General features: G+C 34.1%; 13 protein-coding genes. 1 reads left to right on the top strand and 12 read right to left on the bottom strand.

The genetic code is table 11. The features are described 5' to 3' along the window. Window positions 1-28 precede the first annotated feature (28 nt). From AC3Y25_RS18805 to ychF, 10 genes are all read right to left on the bottom strand, one after another. On the bottom strand, window positions 29-2,749 hold the full coding sequence (locus tag AC3Y25_RS18805) for a DNA gyrase/topoisomerase IV subunit A (protein WP_427872870.1): 2,721 nt from the start codon (window positions 2,747-2,749) through the stop codon (window positions 29-31). A 23-nt stretch (window positions 2,750-2,772) separates the two neighbouring features. Next, window positions 2,773-3,876: a PDDEXK nuclease domain-containing protein gene (locus AC3Y25_RS18800; protein ID WP_427872869.1), complete on the bottom strand. Its 1,104-nt coding sequence runs from the start codon at window positions 3,874-3,876 to the stop codon at window positions 2,773-2,775. 21 nt (window positions 3,877-3,897) lie between these two features. Beyond that, the gene (locus AC3Y25_RS18795; protein ID WP_095931725.1) at window positions 3,898-5,766 is read right to left on the bottom strand and encodes a DNA topoisomerase IV subunit B; all 1,869 of its coding nucleotides are present in this window, start codon (window positions 5,764-5,766) and stop codon (window positions 3,898-3,900) included. A 162-nt stretch (window positions 5,767-5,928) separates the two neighbouring features. After that, window positions 5,929-7,104: a nicotinate phosphoribosyltransferase gene (gene pncB / locus AC3Y25_RS18790; RefSeq protein ID WP_489903794.1), complete on the bottom strand. Its 1,176-nt coding sequence runs from the start codon at window positions 7,102-7,104 to the stop codon at window positions 5,929-5,931. Between the two features lie 76 nt (window positions 7,105-7,180). Beyond that, window positions 7,181-8,155 carry a transglutaminase domain-containing protein gene (locus AC3Y25_RS18785; protein WP_489903793.1) on the bottom strand — a complete coding sequence of 325 codons (975 nt, stop codon included), beginning with the start codon at window positions 8,153-8,155 and terminating at the stop codon, window positions 7,181-7,183. Further along, entirely contained in the window at window positions 8,156-8,680 is a 525-nt protein-coding gene (locus AC3Y25_RS18780; RefSeq protein WP_489903792.1) for an NADPH-dependent FMN reductase, read from the bottom strand. 14 nt (window positions 8,681-8,694) lie between these two features. Further along, window positions 8,695-9,636 (bottom strand): YihY/virulence factor BrkB family protein, encoded by a 942-nt coding sequence (locus tag AC3Y25_RS18775; RefSeq protein ID WP_379797840.1) that lies wholly within the window; start codon window positions 9,634-9,636, stop codon window positions 8,695-8,697. Between the two features lie 91 nt (window positions 9,637-9,727). Next, complete coding sequence (locus tag AC3Y25_RS18770; protein ID WP_489903791.1) at window positions 9,728-10,402, bottom strand: hypothetical protein; 675 nt, start codon at window positions 10,400-10,402, stop codon at window positions 9,728-9,730. A 7-nt stretch (window positions 10,403-10,409) separates the two neighbouring features. After that, the gene (locus AC3Y25_RS18765) at window positions 10,410-11,087 is read right to left on the bottom strand and encodes a TIGR02117 family protein (RefSeq protein ID WP_489903790.1); all 678 of its coding nucleotides are present in this window, start codon (window positions 11,085-11,087) and stop codon (window positions 10,410-10,412) included. Window positions 11,088-11,426: 339 nt separating this feature from the next. Continuing rightward, entirely contained in the window at window positions 11,427-12,521 is a 1,095-nt protein-coding gene (gene ychF / locus AC3Y25_RS18760) for a redox-regulated ATPase YchF (RefSeq protein ID WP_012024533.1), read from the bottom strand. A 293-nt stretch (window positions 12,522-12,814) separates the two neighbouring features. On the opposite strand from ychF, the gene AC3Y25_RS18755 reads away from it, so the two are divergent. Further along, window positions 12,815-15,448 carry a TonB-dependent receptor gene (locus AC3Y25_RS18755; RefSeq protein WP_489903789.1) on the top strand — a complete coding sequence of 878 codons (2,634 nt, stop codon included), beginning with the start codon at window positions 12,815-12,817 and terminating at the stop codon, window positions 15,446-15,448. A gap of 208 nt (window positions 15,449-15,656) precedes the next feature. On the opposite strand, the gene AC3Y25_RS18750 is transcribed toward AC3Y25_RS18755, so the two are convergent. Continuing rightward, window positions 15,657-16,811 carry a peptidase associated/transthyretin-like domain-containing protein gene (locus AC3Y25_RS18750; protein WP_489903788.1) on the bottom strand — a complete coding sequence of 385 codons (1,155 nt, stop codon included), beginning with the start codon at window positions 16,809-16,811 and terminating at the stop codon, window positions 15,657-15,659. A gap of 176 nt (window positions 16,812-16,987) precedes the next feature. After that, window positions 16,988-17,338 carry a 4Fe-4S dicluster domain-containing protein gene (locus tag AC3Y25_RS18745; protein ID WP_111366760.1) on the bottom strand — a complete coding sequence of 117 codons (351 nt, stop codon included), beginning with the start codon at window positions 17,336-17,338 and terminating at the stop codon, window positions 16,988-16,990. Window positions 17,339-17,343 lie beyond the last annotated feature (5 nt).

Genomic DNA, 17,343 nt, shown 5'->3' with positions numbered 1-17,343 from the left:
AGAAATTAATCTTAGCGTTTTTATTTTTTTATTCTAAAACCAAGCCTATCTGGCCATCGTCATCTAATTCTGTTTCGACTGGATCGTCTTCTGAAATTTCTGGTCTTTCAGGAACTTCTTCAACGGGTTCTTCATAAGGAAGCGGGTCTAATAAGTTTACCTGCTTTAGTTTATCTGTTGTCAACTGATTTCCTAATGCTTTAAAACCTTTTACGGCTATAAAGTCTTCCACATCAATATGTAAATCATCTTTTTGAACCCCTTTTACTTTTGCAAAAACCAATTGTGCAACCGGACGATAATCTGTTGAAACAATCTCTAACTGCGAATTCGGGTGATCGGTAATAAAGCTTTCTTCCTTACCTTCATTTTCTACAAGGAAACGTTTTAAGAAATAGCGCTCTTTTTCTCCATCATAATAAATTGCAGAAATTGGTTTTTTAGGTTTCCATTTTTCCAAAACAATCATATCTTCATCAAAATGAGTCGATAATTCAGGAATAATAACCTTCAATTTACCCGATTGACTAATTACCAATATTTTGTCACTTGGTTTAAATTCGCCTAATAATTCTCCTCTTGCATCAACATTTAAACGTTTTACTGTATCATCAAACCAAACTTTTCTTGGCAGTAAAGTCGAAATTCCTTTTTCTTTTAATTCAATTTTCTTAATTGGATATTTGGTAACCAAGTTTCCTTTAGAACCACGTCCTTTAATCGCTAAATTAGCAAAATCTATATCGAATTTCAATTTCTTAATCGTTCCAACCTGACGAAGCAAAATAGTCACAACCTCAGCTTCTCCATTTGGATTATGCGAAAAATAAACGACCTGAGAACCATTTGTTCCATTAGTTAAATCGTAAGCTTTATCACGTGTTACACCTGTAACATTAAAACGTTTTATATAAGAAGGCCCTGATTTACCATCGCGGTACATCATATTATAAATGGTGCGTTTATCGTTTTTATCAAAAACTGCGGCATGTATAATGTCTTTTCCTATAAATGTTTTGGCATCTACTTTTGTGATCATCAATGTTCCGTCTCTTAAAAACACGATAACATCATCAATATCAGAACAATCGCCCACATATTCGTCTTTCTTTAAACTTGTTCCAACAAATCCCTCTTCGCGATTTACGTAAAGTTTTGTGTTTCTTAAAACAACTTTTGTAGCTTCAACGTTATCAAAAACACGAAGTTCTGTTTGGCGCTCACGGCCTTTTCCGTATTTCTCTTTTAATTTCGTAAAATAAGCAATGGCAAAATCTGTTAAATGTTCCAGATTATGCTCTACTTCTTTCATCTCATCTTCTAACTTAGCGATTAAATCATCCGCTTTATCAGAGTCGAAACGCGTAATACGAATCATCGGGATTTGAGTCAAACGCTGTAAATCGTCGTCATTGATTTCTCTAACGAATGATTTTTTGAAAGGCTCAAAACGATCGTATAGATATTTATAAAGTGATTCTCTGTCTCCATATAATTTGAAGTCAATATACATTTCTTCACGAATGAAGATTTTCTCCAAAGTAGAAAAGTGCCACTTATTTTTTAATTCTTCTAACTGAATTTCTAATTCCTGACGAAGTAAATCGACTGTTCTTTCTGTTGAAATTTTCAACATTTGAGAAACACCAATAAACAACGGTTTATTATCTTCAATAACACACCCTAAAGGCGCTACAGAAGTTTCACAAGCGGTAAAGGCAAATAAAGCGTCAATAGTTTTATCTGGCGAAACGCCTGGGAAAAGGTGAATTAAAATCTCAACATCGGCAGCCGTATTGTCTTCGATTTTCTTGATTTTGATTTTACCTTTTTCATTGGCTTTCAAAATACTATCAATTAAACTCGATGTATTGGTTGAAAACGGAATCTGTGTAATCACCAATGTATTTTTGTCTAATTGCGAAATTTTAGCACGCACACGCACACGTCCACCACGCATTCCGTCGTTGTAATTAGAAACGTCGGCAATACCCTGCGTCATAAAATCAGGATAAAGCGTAAATGGTTTTCCTTTTAAAATCTTGATCGAAGCGTCGATTAACTCATTGAAGTTATGAGGTAAAACCTTAGTCGAAAGTCCAACCGCAATACCTTCTGCTCCCTGCGCTAAAAGCAATGGGAATTTTACTGGAAGATTGTTTGGTTCTGCACGACGACCGTCATACGAAACTCCCCAATCTGTAATTTTAGGAGAATATAAAACCTCTAAAGCAAATTTAGATAAACGTGCCTCAATATAACGCGAAGCTGCTGCTCCATCGCCCGTTAAAATATTTCCCCAGTTTCCTTGACAGTCAATTAATAAATCTTTCTGACCAATTTGCACCATTGCATCACCAATACTTGCATCTCCGTGTGGGTGATACTGCATGGTGTGACCAACAACATTGGCAACTTTATTATAACGACCATCATCTAACTCTTTCAAAGAGTGCATAATACGACGCTGAACAGGTTTGAATCCGTCCTCGATAGCAGGAACTGCACGTTCCAAAATTACATACGAAGCGTAATCCAAGAACCAGTCTTTGTACATTCCGGTTACTTTGGTAATAACGTCTTCGCCTTCTTCTTCCTGATTTTCGTAAAAATGCTGTCCTTCAAAATGCTTAGCATCTACGTCAATAATATCATCGTCATCTCCATCCTGATTGTCATCCATCAGGTTCTCATCTTGATTATTCTCGTCGTCGTTTGGAATTATGTTATCGTCTTCTTCGTCTTTCATTTAATTATATTCTAATTATAATTCTATTTGTTTTCGAGTAGTTCTTTTAAAGCTTCAACACTTGGTAAAACGGTCTTATATTTACTGGCAAATATTTGCTCATTGTTTTCTGGCAATGTATATTTTACTACAGCTTCACTTTTGGTCTGACAAAGTACAATTCCGATAGTTTTATTTTCATCTTCCAATCGCATTTCTCTATCGTAATAATTGACATACATTTGCATCTGACCTAAATCCTGATGTTTTAGTTCGCCTATTTTTAAATCTATAAGAACAAAACATCGCAGTATTCTATTGTAAAAAACTAAATCAATTCTAAAATGTTTATCATCAAAAGTAATTCTTTCCTGTCTTGCAACAAAAGTAAAACCATGACCTAACTCTAATAAGAAATGTTCCAGTTTACTAATGATTTCTTCTTCTAACTGCGATTCTGAATATTGATGTAATTCTGGTAATCCTAAAAATTCAAGAATATAAGGGTCTTTAATAATATCTTTCGGTTTCTCGATAATCTGTCCTTGCTCTGAAAGCTTTAAAATTCCTTCTTTATCTCTGCTTAAAGCCAATCGTGTATAAAGTGCCGTGTCATATTGACGTTTTAACTCCCGAACACTCCAATTATGTTTTTCAGATTCTATTTTATAAAAGCGTCTTTCTTTTTCATCTTCAATTCGCATTAAAAAGACATAATGGGTAAATGTCAATTTAAAAAATGAAGCCAAAGTTTGATAATCTACTTTATTAAATTCCGCAGACACTGACTGCGTTTTTTCAGATTTGAATTCCGCAGTCAGTGACTGCGTTTTTTGAATTTTCAAAATCCTAGTCAGTGACTCGGATTTTGAAAAAATAATATAGAATTGTCTAATTTGCTCTAAATTCCTAATAGAAAAGCCTTTACCAAACTCTTTTGTTAGCTGTTCGGATAAACCTTTTAGAAGCTGCTTTCCATATTCAGCCCTATCTTTTCCATTTTGTTCTTCTTCAACAATTATTCTTCCTATTTCAAAATAGGTAATTGTCATTGTTGAATTTACAGTACGCAAAACCTGTTGTCGGGCATTTTGCAATAACTCGGCAACTTGCTGATAAATAACTTTGTTTTGAAGACCGTCTGACACTATTTATTATTCTAAAAATTCTTAAACCTCCTCCAATTCATCAATCTCAACCTTCAGATTTTTGATAATAAACTCTTGTCTGTCTGGTGTGTTTTTCCCCATGTAGAAAGACAATAACTGCTCAATAGAAGTGTGTTTATCCATCATAACCGGATCAAGGCGAATGGTGTCTCCAATAAAGTTTTTGAACTCATCTGGCGAAATCTCTCCCAAACCTTTAAATCGGGTGATTTCTGGTTTTGGTTTCAGTTTTTCGATAGCGTCTTTTCTTTCTTCCTCAGAATAACAATAAATTGTTTCTTTTTTATTACGAACCCTAAAAAGCGGTGTTTGCAAAATATACAAATGCCCTTCTTTGATTAATTCTGGAAAAAATTGTAAAAAGAACGTAATTAAAAGCAAACGAATGTGCATTCCGTCGACATCGGCATCGGTAGCGATTACGATATTGTTGTAACGTAATTTTTCTAGTCCGTCTTCGATATCAAGCGCCGCTTGCAATAAATTGAATTCTTCGTTTTCATACACAATCTTTTTCGTCATTCCGTATGAATTCAAAGGCTTACCACGCAAACTGAAAACCGCTTGTGTATTCACGTCACGCGACTTTGTAATCGATCCAGAAGCCGAATCTCCCTCGGTAATGAAAAGTGTACTTTCTAAGTTTCTTGGGTTTTTGGTATCTGGAAGATGCGCACGACAATCTCTTAATTTTTTATTGTGAAGATTGGCTTTTTTAGCACGATCTGTCGCCAGTTTTCTAATTCCAGATAATTCTTTACGCTCACGTTCTGCCTGCAGAATTTTACGCAATAAAGCTTCGGCAGTTGTTGGATTTTTATGAAGGTAATTATCCAATTTCGTTTTGATGAAATCGTTAACGAAAGTACGAACAGAAACTGCTGGAGTTCCGTCATCAGAACCCATATCGGTAGAACCTAATTTTGTTTTGGTCTGAGACTCAAAAACTGGTTCCATTACTTTAATACTAATCGCACTTACAATAGATTTACGAACATCTGATGCTTCGAAATTCTTATTGTAAAACTCACGAATTGTTTTTACAACAGCTTCACGGTAAGCCGCTAAGTGCGTCCCTCCTTGTGTTGTGTTCTGACCGTTTACAAAAGAGTGATATTCTTCGCTGTATTGCGTTTTACTGTGTGTAAGCGCAACCTCGATATCATGCTCTTTTAAATGGATAATTGGGTATTCTAAATCGTCTTCATTGATCGTTTCTTCTAATAAATCACGAAGTCCGTTCTCTGAATAGTATTTTTCTCCGTTGAAAATAATAGTCAAACCATTGTTCAAATAACAATAGTTTTTGACCATTTTGATTACATATTCTAAACGGAATTTATAGTTTTTGAAAATCGTTTCGTCTGGCGTAAAAATTACTTTTGTTCCTTTACGTTTTGTTGTATCGATAACGTCTTCTTCTAGAACCAAATTTCCAGCAGAGAATTCAGCAGCTTTTTGTTTGTCATCACGAACCGATTCTACACGGAAATAATTAGACAAAGCATTTACTGCCTTTGTTCCGACACCATTCAAACCAACCGATTTCTGGAAAGCTTTAGAATCGTACTTTCCACCAGTATTCATTTTCGAAACTACATCGACTACTTTACCCAATGGAATTCCACGTCCGTAATCACGAACAGAAACTGTTTTGTCTTTAATACTTACCTCGATAGTTTTTCCGGCACCCATAACGAACTCATCGATACAGTTGTCTAAAACCTCTTTTAAAAGAATATAAATACCATCATCTGGTGATGATCCGTCCCCTAATTTCCCGATGTACATACCCGGACGCATACGAATATGTTCCTTCCAATCGAGTGAACGAATATTATCTTCGTTGTATTGATTTTGCTCTAGCATAAATGAATTTAGGATTTTTGGCTAATGTACCATTTATCGGTAAAAAATAAAAGCGTATTTCTTTTTTGTTATGAATAATAACAGTTTAAATTCTATTTAAATTGATTTTAAAATAAAACAAACGCTAAAATTATAAAAAACTGCTTTTTCAGCAAAAAAATACTATTTGATTCCCAACACTTGTTTTGCCAATGCAATCATTTCGGGCGTTCCCGTGTTTTTATTTTTTTCGTCAGAAAGTTTAACAACTCCCTGCCAATGTATATTGTCAGGTTTTGTATCTGTCAATTTTATAACCATATTCATTGCTGGAAGACCAACATCGTTGGTAAAATTTGTCCCGATTCCAAATGACATTTTTATTTTGTCCTGACAGAAATCGACAATCTTTTTTACTTTATCGTAATTTAAAGAATCTGAAAAAACAATAACTTTTGATTTTGGATCAATTCCCATTTTGGTATAATGAGCAATTACTTTTTGGGCAAACTCAATTGGGTCGCCGCTGTCATGTCGAACACCATCAAAAAGCTTAGAATATTTTTTATCGAATTGGTTGAAAAATATTTCTGTAGTATAAGTATCCGTTAAAGCGATTCCGAGATCACCGCCATAAACTTTGGTCCAGTTTTCGAGACTTATAAAATTCGCGACCTGAAAACCATATTGCGCGGCATGAAACATAAACCATTCGTGTGCATGTGTTCCTAAAGGACGCTTATTATTGACCATTGCAAAATGCACATTACTTGTTCCAATAAAACTTTGTCCACCATAAGTGCTCAACGTTTTATTTACTAAGTCGTGAACTTCATAAGAATGGCGACGTCTGGTTCCAAATTCTAAAACTGAAACTCCTAGTTTATTATAGTTTTCAATTTTTTCTTTCGTAAGATTCTTTATGGCTTCATCATTTAAGCGAATCAGATGGCTCGCTTTATAAAACAATTCTGAAATCAATGCCATTAGCGGCACTTCCCACAAGATTGTTCTATACCAGAATCCTTCTACAGTAACACTGATTTCTGACCCTTCTTGACTGATTTGCACCTCAGAAGGATCAAAACTATATCCCTGGAGAAAATCTAAATAAGTGGGATCCAAATAAGGGCAATAATGGGCCAGATAATTTTTTTCTTCTTTTGTTAAACGAAGATCCGACATTGCATCTACAGAAACGCGAAGTAAATCTGCAAAACCTTCTGGAAAAATATGTTTACCCCGATTTATGAATCCGTAACGGACTTTTGCCTTTGGAAAAAGCTTTATTACAGCATGCTGCATTGTAAATTTGTAGAAATCATTATCTAAAATTGATTTCAAAAAAGTTGTTTCCATAGCATCAAATTCTTTTCATTTCCTGCTAAGATACGGCAATTTCAGAAAAGATAAAATATTGAAGAACTCTTATTTTCTAGACAATTTTAAAAGACACAATACTATCGGTGTCCACAAAAATCGTGATAAAATTACCAACATTGCTGTCAATAAGAATTTGAAACTCTAAGCCTCCTCTTTTTTCCTTTGGATTTTGAACTTTAACTGGTTGATTCTTTTTATTTAAATAAAAAACCTGATTGGTTTTGGAAACATTTTTAATTTCGACAGTTATTTTATCTCCATTTTTTACTTCCATTATTCCGGAACTTGGCGTTTTGATTTTATAATCGTTTTCGATCGTTTTATTATAAATCAATGGACCGTTTAAGAAATCATCTTTGTTTAATCGATCTCCTAAAAACGATCCAGAATCTGGAAAATGTTTGGCAAAAAAGTAGTCAGGATCGGTATCAAAATAAATCGGATTAAAATCATTAACCATTCTTCCTTTATTACTATCATAATAACCTTGACCCCAAGTTACATCGATCAAGCGCCATTTTTTGTTAATCAAAACCATATTCCAAGCATGGTTTGACGAAGTGTTTTTTCTTCCAATATCAGCCAGTCTCGTTTTAGAATCTCCTTTAACAATTTCGCATTTCAAACCAACTTGTTCAGCCAAATTCTGATACAAAGCAGTAAAACCTTCACAAACCGCTTTTTTAGAGTTAAAAGTCTTTTGAATGAGGTTATCATTCAACTGTTTTATTTTTTGCTGTTTTTCGGCTTCGGTAGAATAACTGAAACCCTGCACTCTTGGCGGATTTAAATAGGCGTTGTAATCATATCTTATATTAAAAGCAATCCAAGTGTAAATAGCTCGTGCACGCTCGGCATCCGAATCAAAATCTTTCTCGATTCTGTCGGCTAGTTTTTCGGTGCTGTCAAAATTTTTTGGATATTTTGCGACTATTTTATCGACTTCGCTAATCTTTTGAGCGAAAGTAAAATTGATAGAAAAAACATTTAATAAAAGGAAAATAAGGGCAATCTTTTTTTGTGGCATTTAAAAATTTGATTTAATAATATTTTTCAGTTCATTATCTAACTCAACGTTAGAAATTTTATTTTCCTGTAAATCAAAATTCGAGCCAAATGCTGGTAATGAGAAACTTCCTTTAATTTCTGCACCATAACGCGGGAAAAGATTCTGGGCAATTCCTAAAACAGATGCGCCTCCTCTTCCGCCCGGAGAAGTTGCTAATAGCAACATTGGTTTATGCTGAAAAACATCTTTTTCAATTCTGGAACTCCAATCGAAAACATTTTTGAAAGCAACAGAATAGTTCCCGTTATTTTCTGCCATTGAAACAACCAGAAGATCAGCTTCTTTAAGCTTGTTCAAAAATGCTTGCGCCACTTCATGCTGACCAATTTCTTTTTCAAGATCTACACTAAATACAGGCATTGCAAAATCGTTAAGATCTAAAACTTCAACTTCTGCATTTTCAAACAAACTAGACGCATAAGTAGCCAAACGTTTATTGATTGATTGTGAACTGTTACTTCCTCCAAAGGCTATAATTTTCATGGTTTCTTGTTTAGTTATTTTTCTTCAATTAGTTCTTTTTTTGGTTCGTCGATTTCATAAATCTCCTTTGCAATTTCTACAGAATATTCGTTAGGATAGATTTTTCCTCCGTAAGACTTTGCATAGACCTTAGTAAATTCTGCTCCAAAATACAGAATTATTGCTGAATAATAAACCCAAACCAGAATAATAATCACAGAACCCGCTGCACCATATACAGAAGCTACTGTCGAACTACCTAAATAAAATCCAATGGCAAATTTACCAATCATAAAAAGTATTGCTGTAACTCCTGATCCTATAAAAGCATCTTTCCATTTTATTTTTCCATCTGGTAACGTTCTAAAAATTATAGCAAAGAGAAGTGTAATACTGGCTAAAACAATGACCACGTTTACAATGTAAAATAGGTAGACGGTACTTTCTGGAAAATAGACTTTTAAACGTGCACTAAGTAAATCTAAGGTTGTACTTATAAAAAGACTGACTAGCATTAAAAACCCAACTGAAGCAATCATAGAGAATGACATTAATCGATTTTGAATAAATTTCTTAATTCCTTTATCTGGTTTTGCACGAAGTCCCCAAATAAAATTAATAGAACTTTGTATTTCTGCAAAAACTCCCGAGGCTCCAATTAATAGCATTACGATTCCAAAAACGGTTGCAAAAACATTATCGCCAGATAATTGCACATTTTTAATAGCTTCCTGAATTTGAGTTGCAGCGCCATTACCTACCAAACCATTAATTTGTCCGTATAATTCTCCAGTCACTGCTTCTTCTCCAAAAAAGAAACCGCAAATTGTGATAATAATAATCAACAAAGGTGGTAAGGCAAATATGGTATAGTACGCCAATGCAGCGCTTAACTTAATGGCATTATCATCATTAAATTCTAAAAAGGTATTCTTTAAGAGAAACCAAGTTTTGGAGAATATATTTTTGATTTTCATTTGCTACTTATTTGATATTCTCTCAAATTTACGCAATAATGAAAACTCTTAAATTCTTGGATTTTAGGCAGATTTTACATTTTTACCATGTTTATTTAGAAACTTTTTTATATTCCTGATCATATCCTAGATTTCTAATTTTTAAAATATTTTTAAATTCTTTCTTTGTTGGTTTGATCAAATAAGAAAGCGAATCTAGCATTTTTGATTTTATAGCGGTAACGGAGTCGAATTTCCTCAGGTCCTCTAGTAAATAAATATTTTTAATTTTAAGAATATTCTTTTCTAATGTAATCGTTTTTATCTTCCAAAAAACCGAATCTCTTACACTTAAAACCAATTGTCCGTTTATACGCTTTAATTTCTGATTATATGACAATCTGAATAATGTATCCGTATCTCTTTGAGACAATTCAATAGAATCTCCTTTTTTAAGCACATGAAATTTATCCTTTCTATCCTTAGTAATTAATTTCCCACTAATGAGGTTGTATTCAGATTTTAAAGAATCTAATTTTTGTCTGTGAACCTTGAATTTAAAATAATATTCTATAAAGATTCCATTATCGTCAATTCTTAAAAAAGTAGAATCTGAATTCATATATAGTCCTTTAAATTTAGAAGGAAAGCTATTTAGTTCAGAATCATCAATCGGTTGAGGATTCTCAAAATAAAATGTCAAACCACCAGACTCTGCAGCTGCATCAGCCTTTTTACAGGAAAGAATCAATACAATTATTACGATAATCGAAACTGCTTTCTTCATCGTAGGATCATTTATAATGACAAAAAATCCCCTTATCATAAACCGTCCACAAACTTGCTTTTTGATTGGCTGCTTTTAAAGCATTATTTGCCCAAGTGTTACAAGTATAGAAAAGGCTATAACTTCCTTTAGCTTCATAAAAAGCATCTTTTTTACCATAACTGTGGCCTTCAATCCATTGTGGACGAACTGGATCGCTGAAACTACCTGAAATATAAGTGACTAACTTTTGATAATCTTCTTTTGAAACCAAAATACGCTTGCAGTCGTCTCCTTCTCTTAATTGTTTAAAAAATGTAGCATGCACCGCAGATGAACTGATTCCGAAAGCAGCTTTGAAGGCTGTACTTGCTTTTAAATCTGACCATTCTGGTGTTTCGAGATAAAATCCTTTATCGCCCCAGCCAAAAGCAATATAATTCATTAACGAATCTTTTGATTGAGTTTGACTGAATTGAATTTCGTTTCGCCAATCTTTAACTTCGTTTTTAATCGGAACTACAATATCGGTATGGACTCCGTTTGAAAGAATGTAAATCGGAATAGCATTTTGTTCTTCGACTTTTGCTATATCTGAGTTGACTGTAATTTTAGAAATAATTAAAACAGAAGTAATGTAAAGAGCAAGAAAACTGAAAATTCCGAAAAGCGTCCAGCCTAGAATTTTAAAAGATTTTTTTAGCATTTTGATTGGTTGATTTTAGATTAGTAATTGGTTAATTATTCTCTAACCAATTTTTGAGCCAAAAATTTTGTTTCCTGAAAATGGTACGCAGATTTTTCGGATTCGCTTTCTCGAAAGCGCGGATTTAAACGGATTTTTTATTCTTATTTTTGTCATCCTGAGCGAAGTCGAAGGACATACAAGAAGCTCCGAAAAGTATCAGACAATCTTCGCGTGGGCTTCGACTTCGCTCAGCCTGACAAAACAGAACTTTGATTTTTAGGTAAAAAAAACTGCTGAATCTCTCCAGCAGTTTTATCTATTCTCTTTATTCTTTACTCTATTTTCTAAAGAAAAAAATTAAACGTTAAAACGGAAATGCATTACATCACCATCTTTTACAATATATTCTTTTCCTTCAACTCTGAATTTTCCAGCTTCTTTTGCTTTTGCTTCAGAACCGTATTGAACGTAATCATCATATGAAATTACCTCTGCACGAATGAAACCTTTTTCGAAGTCAGTATGAATAACTCCCGCTGCTTGTGGTGCAGTTGCTCCAATATTGATTGTCCAAGCACGAACTTCTTTTACACCAGCTGTGAAATAAGTTTGCTGTTTTAACAATTTATAAGCCGCACGAATTAAAACTGATGCTCCTGGCTCTTCCAATCCCATATCTTCAAGGAAAACCTGACGCTCTTCGTAGCTTTCTAATTCTGTGATATCTGCCTCCGCTCCTACTGAAAGAACAATAACTTCAGCTTCTTCGTCTTTTACTAATTCGCGAACTTGATCTACATATTTGTTTCCGTTTACTGCAGAACTTTCGTCTACATTACAAACATATAAAACTGGCTTAGCTGTAATTAACTGGAAAGCTTCCATTAAAACTTCTTCATCATTATTTTGAGGTACAATTGTTCTAGCAGATTTTGCTTGTAACAAAGCCTCTCTAATTCTATTTAGTAAAGCCTCTTCAGCTTGAGCTTCTTTATTTCCTGTTTTTGCAGCACGTTTTACTTTTTCTAAACGTTTTTCAACAGTTTCTAAATCTTTTAGCTGCAATTCAATATCGATAGTTTCTTTATCACGAATTGGATTTACATTTCCATCAACGTGTACAATATTATCATTATCAAAACAACGTAAAACGTGAATAATAGCATTACACTCTCTAATGTTTCCTAAAAACTGGTTTCCAAGACCTTCACCTTTACTTGCTCCTTTTACCAAACCTGCAATATCTACGATATCTACAGTTGCCATTTGAACGCGCTCTGGTTTAACCAATTCTTCCAATTTGTTAATTCTTGGATCTGGAACGTTTACAACACCAATATTTGGCTCGATTGTACAAAACGGAAAGTTAGCACTCTGCGCTTTTGCATTAGATAAACAATTAAATAATGTTGATTTTCCAACATTTGGCAATCCTACAATTCCTGCTTTCATCTGTTTGTTTCTATTTATTTATTCGACCTCTTAAAAAGGTCTTCAACATTAAACCCTGTTATTTAATGTATTATGATTTACGTGTTTTTCTTTATTTCTGCCAAAATGATATTTTTTGGCTTTAAAATTTTGCAAATATAAGATTTAATAGCTCTTGCACGAAGTAAAAATGTTCAATAATATAATTTTAGACCTAATCTTAAAAATTTTTAAACACTTTACTAATTTTTTGTTAAAAAAAAGTACTTTTATAAAACTAATCAACAAAAAACAAACCAAAAAAACCAAATGCCATGAAAAAGATTGCATTATTACTATTTCTGCTGAATTCAGCGTTTCTTTTTGCACAAAAAGAAGTCTCGGGTATTGTAAAAGACAAATCCGGTGCACCGCTTCCTGGTGTAAATATTGTCGAAAAAGGAACTTCAAATGGTGTTTCTACCGATTTTGAAGGTAGCTATAAAATAAAAGTAAAAGAAGGCGCTACTTTAATTTTCAGTTATGTAGGATTCGCAACAGTCGAAAAAGTAGCTTCTGCCGACAAGATCAATGTAGTTTTAGGCGAAAGTGAAGGTCAAGTTTTAAGTGACGTTGTTGTTACAGGGTCCAGAAGCACGAAGAGAACTGTTGTAAATTCTGCTGTTCCCATTGACGTTATTAGTGTAAAAGATGTTACAACACAAAGTGGTAAAATTGAAATTAATCAATTACTCCAATATGTTGCTCCTTCTTTTAATGCCAACAAACAATCGGGTTCTGATGGCGCCGATCACGTAGATCCCGCTTCATTAAGAGGTATGGGACCTGACCAGACTTTGGTTTTAATAAACGGAAAAAGAAGGCATCAATCGTCTTTAATTAACTTATTTGGAACAAGAGGTCGTGGAAACACAGGAACAGATTTGAACGCAATTCCAGCCGCTTCTATTAAAAGGATCGAGATTTTGCGCGACGGCGCTTCGGCACAATACGGTTCTGATGCCATTGCGGGAGTAATCAATATCATTACAAACGATAATGTAAACGAATTAACTGGATCTGTAACCTACGGAGCTTTCAACACAAAGGCAAAAGGCGATTTTCTCCCTGGAACACCAAATACAAAAGGCTTTAGATTAGATCAAGATGGAAATGGAAATTCATACGGAAAAGATCAGGATTTTGATGGTGGTTCTGTGAGAGTTGCTGCCAATTACGGAGTTGGCTTAGGAACCAAAGGGGGTTATATAAACTTTACAGGGGAGTTTTTGAACAAAAACAAAACCTTAAGACCTGCTTATGATTTTAGAAAAGGTTTTGGCGATGCAAGTATGCACGGAGTAAATTTATTTGCCAATCTTTCTATTCCGATTGCAGACAAAACAGAGTTCTACGCTTTTGGAGGAAGTAATTTCAGAGATACAGATGCTTACGCGTTTACCAGAAATGATGGAGAAAGAGTTGTAGAATCAGTTTATCCTGGAGGTTACACACCAAGAATTACATCAAAAATCAATGACAATTCAGTTGCTGCCGGAATCAAAACAGAATCTACTGGAGGATGGAAATTTGATTTGAGTAATACTTTCGGAAAAAATAAATTTCAATATGATATTAAAGGAACAATAAATGCTTCCCTAGAAGAAAAATCTCCTCATGAGTTTGATGCTGGAGGACATAGTTTGCTTCAAAACACTACTAATTTTGATATTTCTAAAAGTTATGACAGTGTTCTTGAAGGCTTTAATATTGCTTTTGGAACCGAATTTAGAGTAGAAAAATTTGAAATCTTTGCTGGCGAAGAAGGATCATATACCACTTACGACACCAATGGACAACCTATTACTGATCCTACCACCCAAAGCGCGCCAATTGATCCTATTTCGGGAAATCCTAGACCTGGAAGCTCGCAAGGTTTTCCTGGCTACAGTCCTGCGAATGAAGTAAATGAAAGCCGTACCAACTTCTCTTTATATGCTGATGGCGAATTGGATATCACTAAAGATTTAATGGTAAATGCAGCCGTTCGTTTTGAGAATTACAGTGATTTTGGAAGTACTGTAAACGGAAAATTGGCCTCTAGATTAAAACTCGGCGAACACTTTAATTTAAGAGGTTCTGCAAGTACCGGTTTCCGTGCACCATCATTAGCACAGATTTATTATAATTTACGTTTCACCAACTTTAATGCAAGCGGTGCAACCGAAGTTTTATTAGCGCCAAATGACAGCGAAATTACAAGAGCTTTTGGAATTGGTAAATTAAATGAAGAAAAAGCAGTAAATGCATCTTTAGGTTTTACAGCATCTTTTGGCGATTTCACTGCAACAATTGACGGTTACTATATTCAGGTAAAAGATCGTATTGTACTTACTGGATATTTTGATGCAAGCGCTTTAAACCTTGGTGTTTCTGAAGCACAGTTTTTTGCCAATGGTGTAGACACGAGCACACATGGTCTTGATGTAGTTTTCTCTTGGAAAAAAGGATACGATTTTGGTCAGCTTAGCGCCACTTTGGTTGGAAACATCAACGATATGAAAATTGACAAAGTCAAAAACGGCACTCTTGATGAAGCAACTTTCTTCGGAAAACGCGAAAAAGCCTTTTTATTAGCTTCTGCTCCTGACAACAAATTCAGTTTAAACCTAAATTATGCTAAAAACAAATTTGACGCCGGACTAGCTTTTACTCGTTTCAGCAAAGTTGTTTTGGTTGATTATGCAGACGAAGATGATGTTTACAACCCGAGAGTGGTAACCGATTTAACAGTTGGATATCAGTTCACTAAAAGTTTAAAACTAACTATCGGAAGCAACAACTTATTTAACGTATATCCGTCCAAACAAGATGAGCAAGGAAACACAGAAGCTGGAGGATATTGGGATGCTGTACAAATGGGATTCAGTGGTGCTTATTACTATGCAAGACTTGGATTTACTTTTTAATAATTAACAAGTGGCTTCGACTCCGCTCAGCCTGACAATTGAATGAGTTCTTTTTTTGTCTTCCTGAGCGAAGTCGAAGGACACGCAAGAAACTCTACAAAGTACATCTCAAGTTATATTGGGCTTCGACTTCGCTCAGCCTGACAAACTTTATAAAACAAAAAATCCTGAGCATAACGCTCAGGATTTTTCTTTTCTATTTATTTAATTACAATTTAAACTCTAATGATGCAATAATAGCTTTTTCTTGCTCTGTTGCTGTAAATCCCGAAATATCCCAATAATTGGTCAGGATTTTGTTTTTCTTGTTAAAAAGCGATTTTTCTTTAAAAACATCACTTTCATTATACGTGAAATTTTGTTTGTTGAAACCTGTTGTCACAAAACTATTTCTTACTTGAACATTTTTTGTTTTATCTTTTACAACAACATTATATCCAATTTCTTCATTTGAACTCAATAAATAATAATCCGTGCCGTCCCATCTGTAATTTACTTTGACAAACGATTTTGTAATATTCTTTTCGCCTTCTTTTGTCTTTTCTTCCACTTTATCCAGTGTTGCTGGCGTAACTGAAATTGTAAATTCTACTATAATTTTTTTCTCAGGATCGTAAATAATTTCAAAATTATCAATTGCCTCTTTTGCTTTATCCAGCGGAACAACTGACATTATATAATAATCTTTATTTTTTGAATGTCCTTTTGTTGTAAAATCATATTCCTTTTTCGCTTTGGGATCCAACAGCGGATCCAAATACTTAAAGTTAGAGTAATTTTCCATGATATCATTCAAGTCATATCCTTTCAAATCAGCACTAACATCTGTGTCTATCAACCCATAAGAACGATTTTGTTCTACTAATAACGTAGTTGTATTGTTTTTATTGAATTGAAAGTTAACTAATCCATCATTATAATAAGAATATTGATTGTCAAGCATGAAAAATTCACGAACATATACTTTTAATCGATGTGCAACGCTTATTTTTTGTTTCGAATTTGAAACTACTTTCTGAAGCATTTTTTGAGGATTTTCTTTTGAGACTACAACTTCGTCTAAGTTTTCTTTTTTATTTTTAAGATAAACTACAAATCCACTTTCTTTTAAAGCGGCCCAACGAACAGTCAGATTTTCATAATTCATTTCTGAAACCTGTATGTTTGATCCTCCGCTCAAAACAAAAGTTATTTTACCATCTGCATTAGTCATTAAAACCTGTTTCGTTTTTAAGACCATTACAGTAGCATTCTCAATAGGCTGTAGGGTTTCAATGTCTTTTACATAAATAGAATATTCATCATTTTGTGCAAAAACATTCAACTGAAATAATACGACAAATAAAAGTAGCAGTTGCTTCATAGGCGTTGTTATATTTTCAACTAAATTATTGTTTTTTTAACAATAAAGCAACCCCAGAAAAAATAAAACATTAATTACCAACAAACTAACTTTTAAAAATACCTGATATCAGGGGGCAAAAAAAATCCTGAGTTTTGCAACTCAGGATCCTATTTTATTTAGATATTCAGAAATAATTATTCGTTATGCAAAAACGCTTGTCTTTCTAATAAAGTTTCTTCGTCTTCAACATGATTATCATCTGGTACACAACAGTCAACAGGACAAACAGCAGCACACTGCGGCTCATCATGGAAACCTTTACATTCTGTACATTTTCCTGGTACTATATAGTAAATTTCGTCAGAAATTGGAGTTTGAGCGTCATCAGCGTCAACTTCAGTTCCGTCAGGTAATACAATTTTTCCAGAAAGACTTGTTCCGTCTTTATATCTCCAATCATCTGCTCCTTCATATATTGCTGTATTAGGGCACTCTGGTTCGCAAGCCCCACAATTGATGCATTCGTCAGTTATAATAATTGCCATCGTTT

This window comes from Flavobacterium sp. LK-23 (assembly GCF_058135255.1).
Note: the sequence above shows the minus strand (reverse complement) of the source record. Positions and strands in the feature narration are given on the sequence as shown.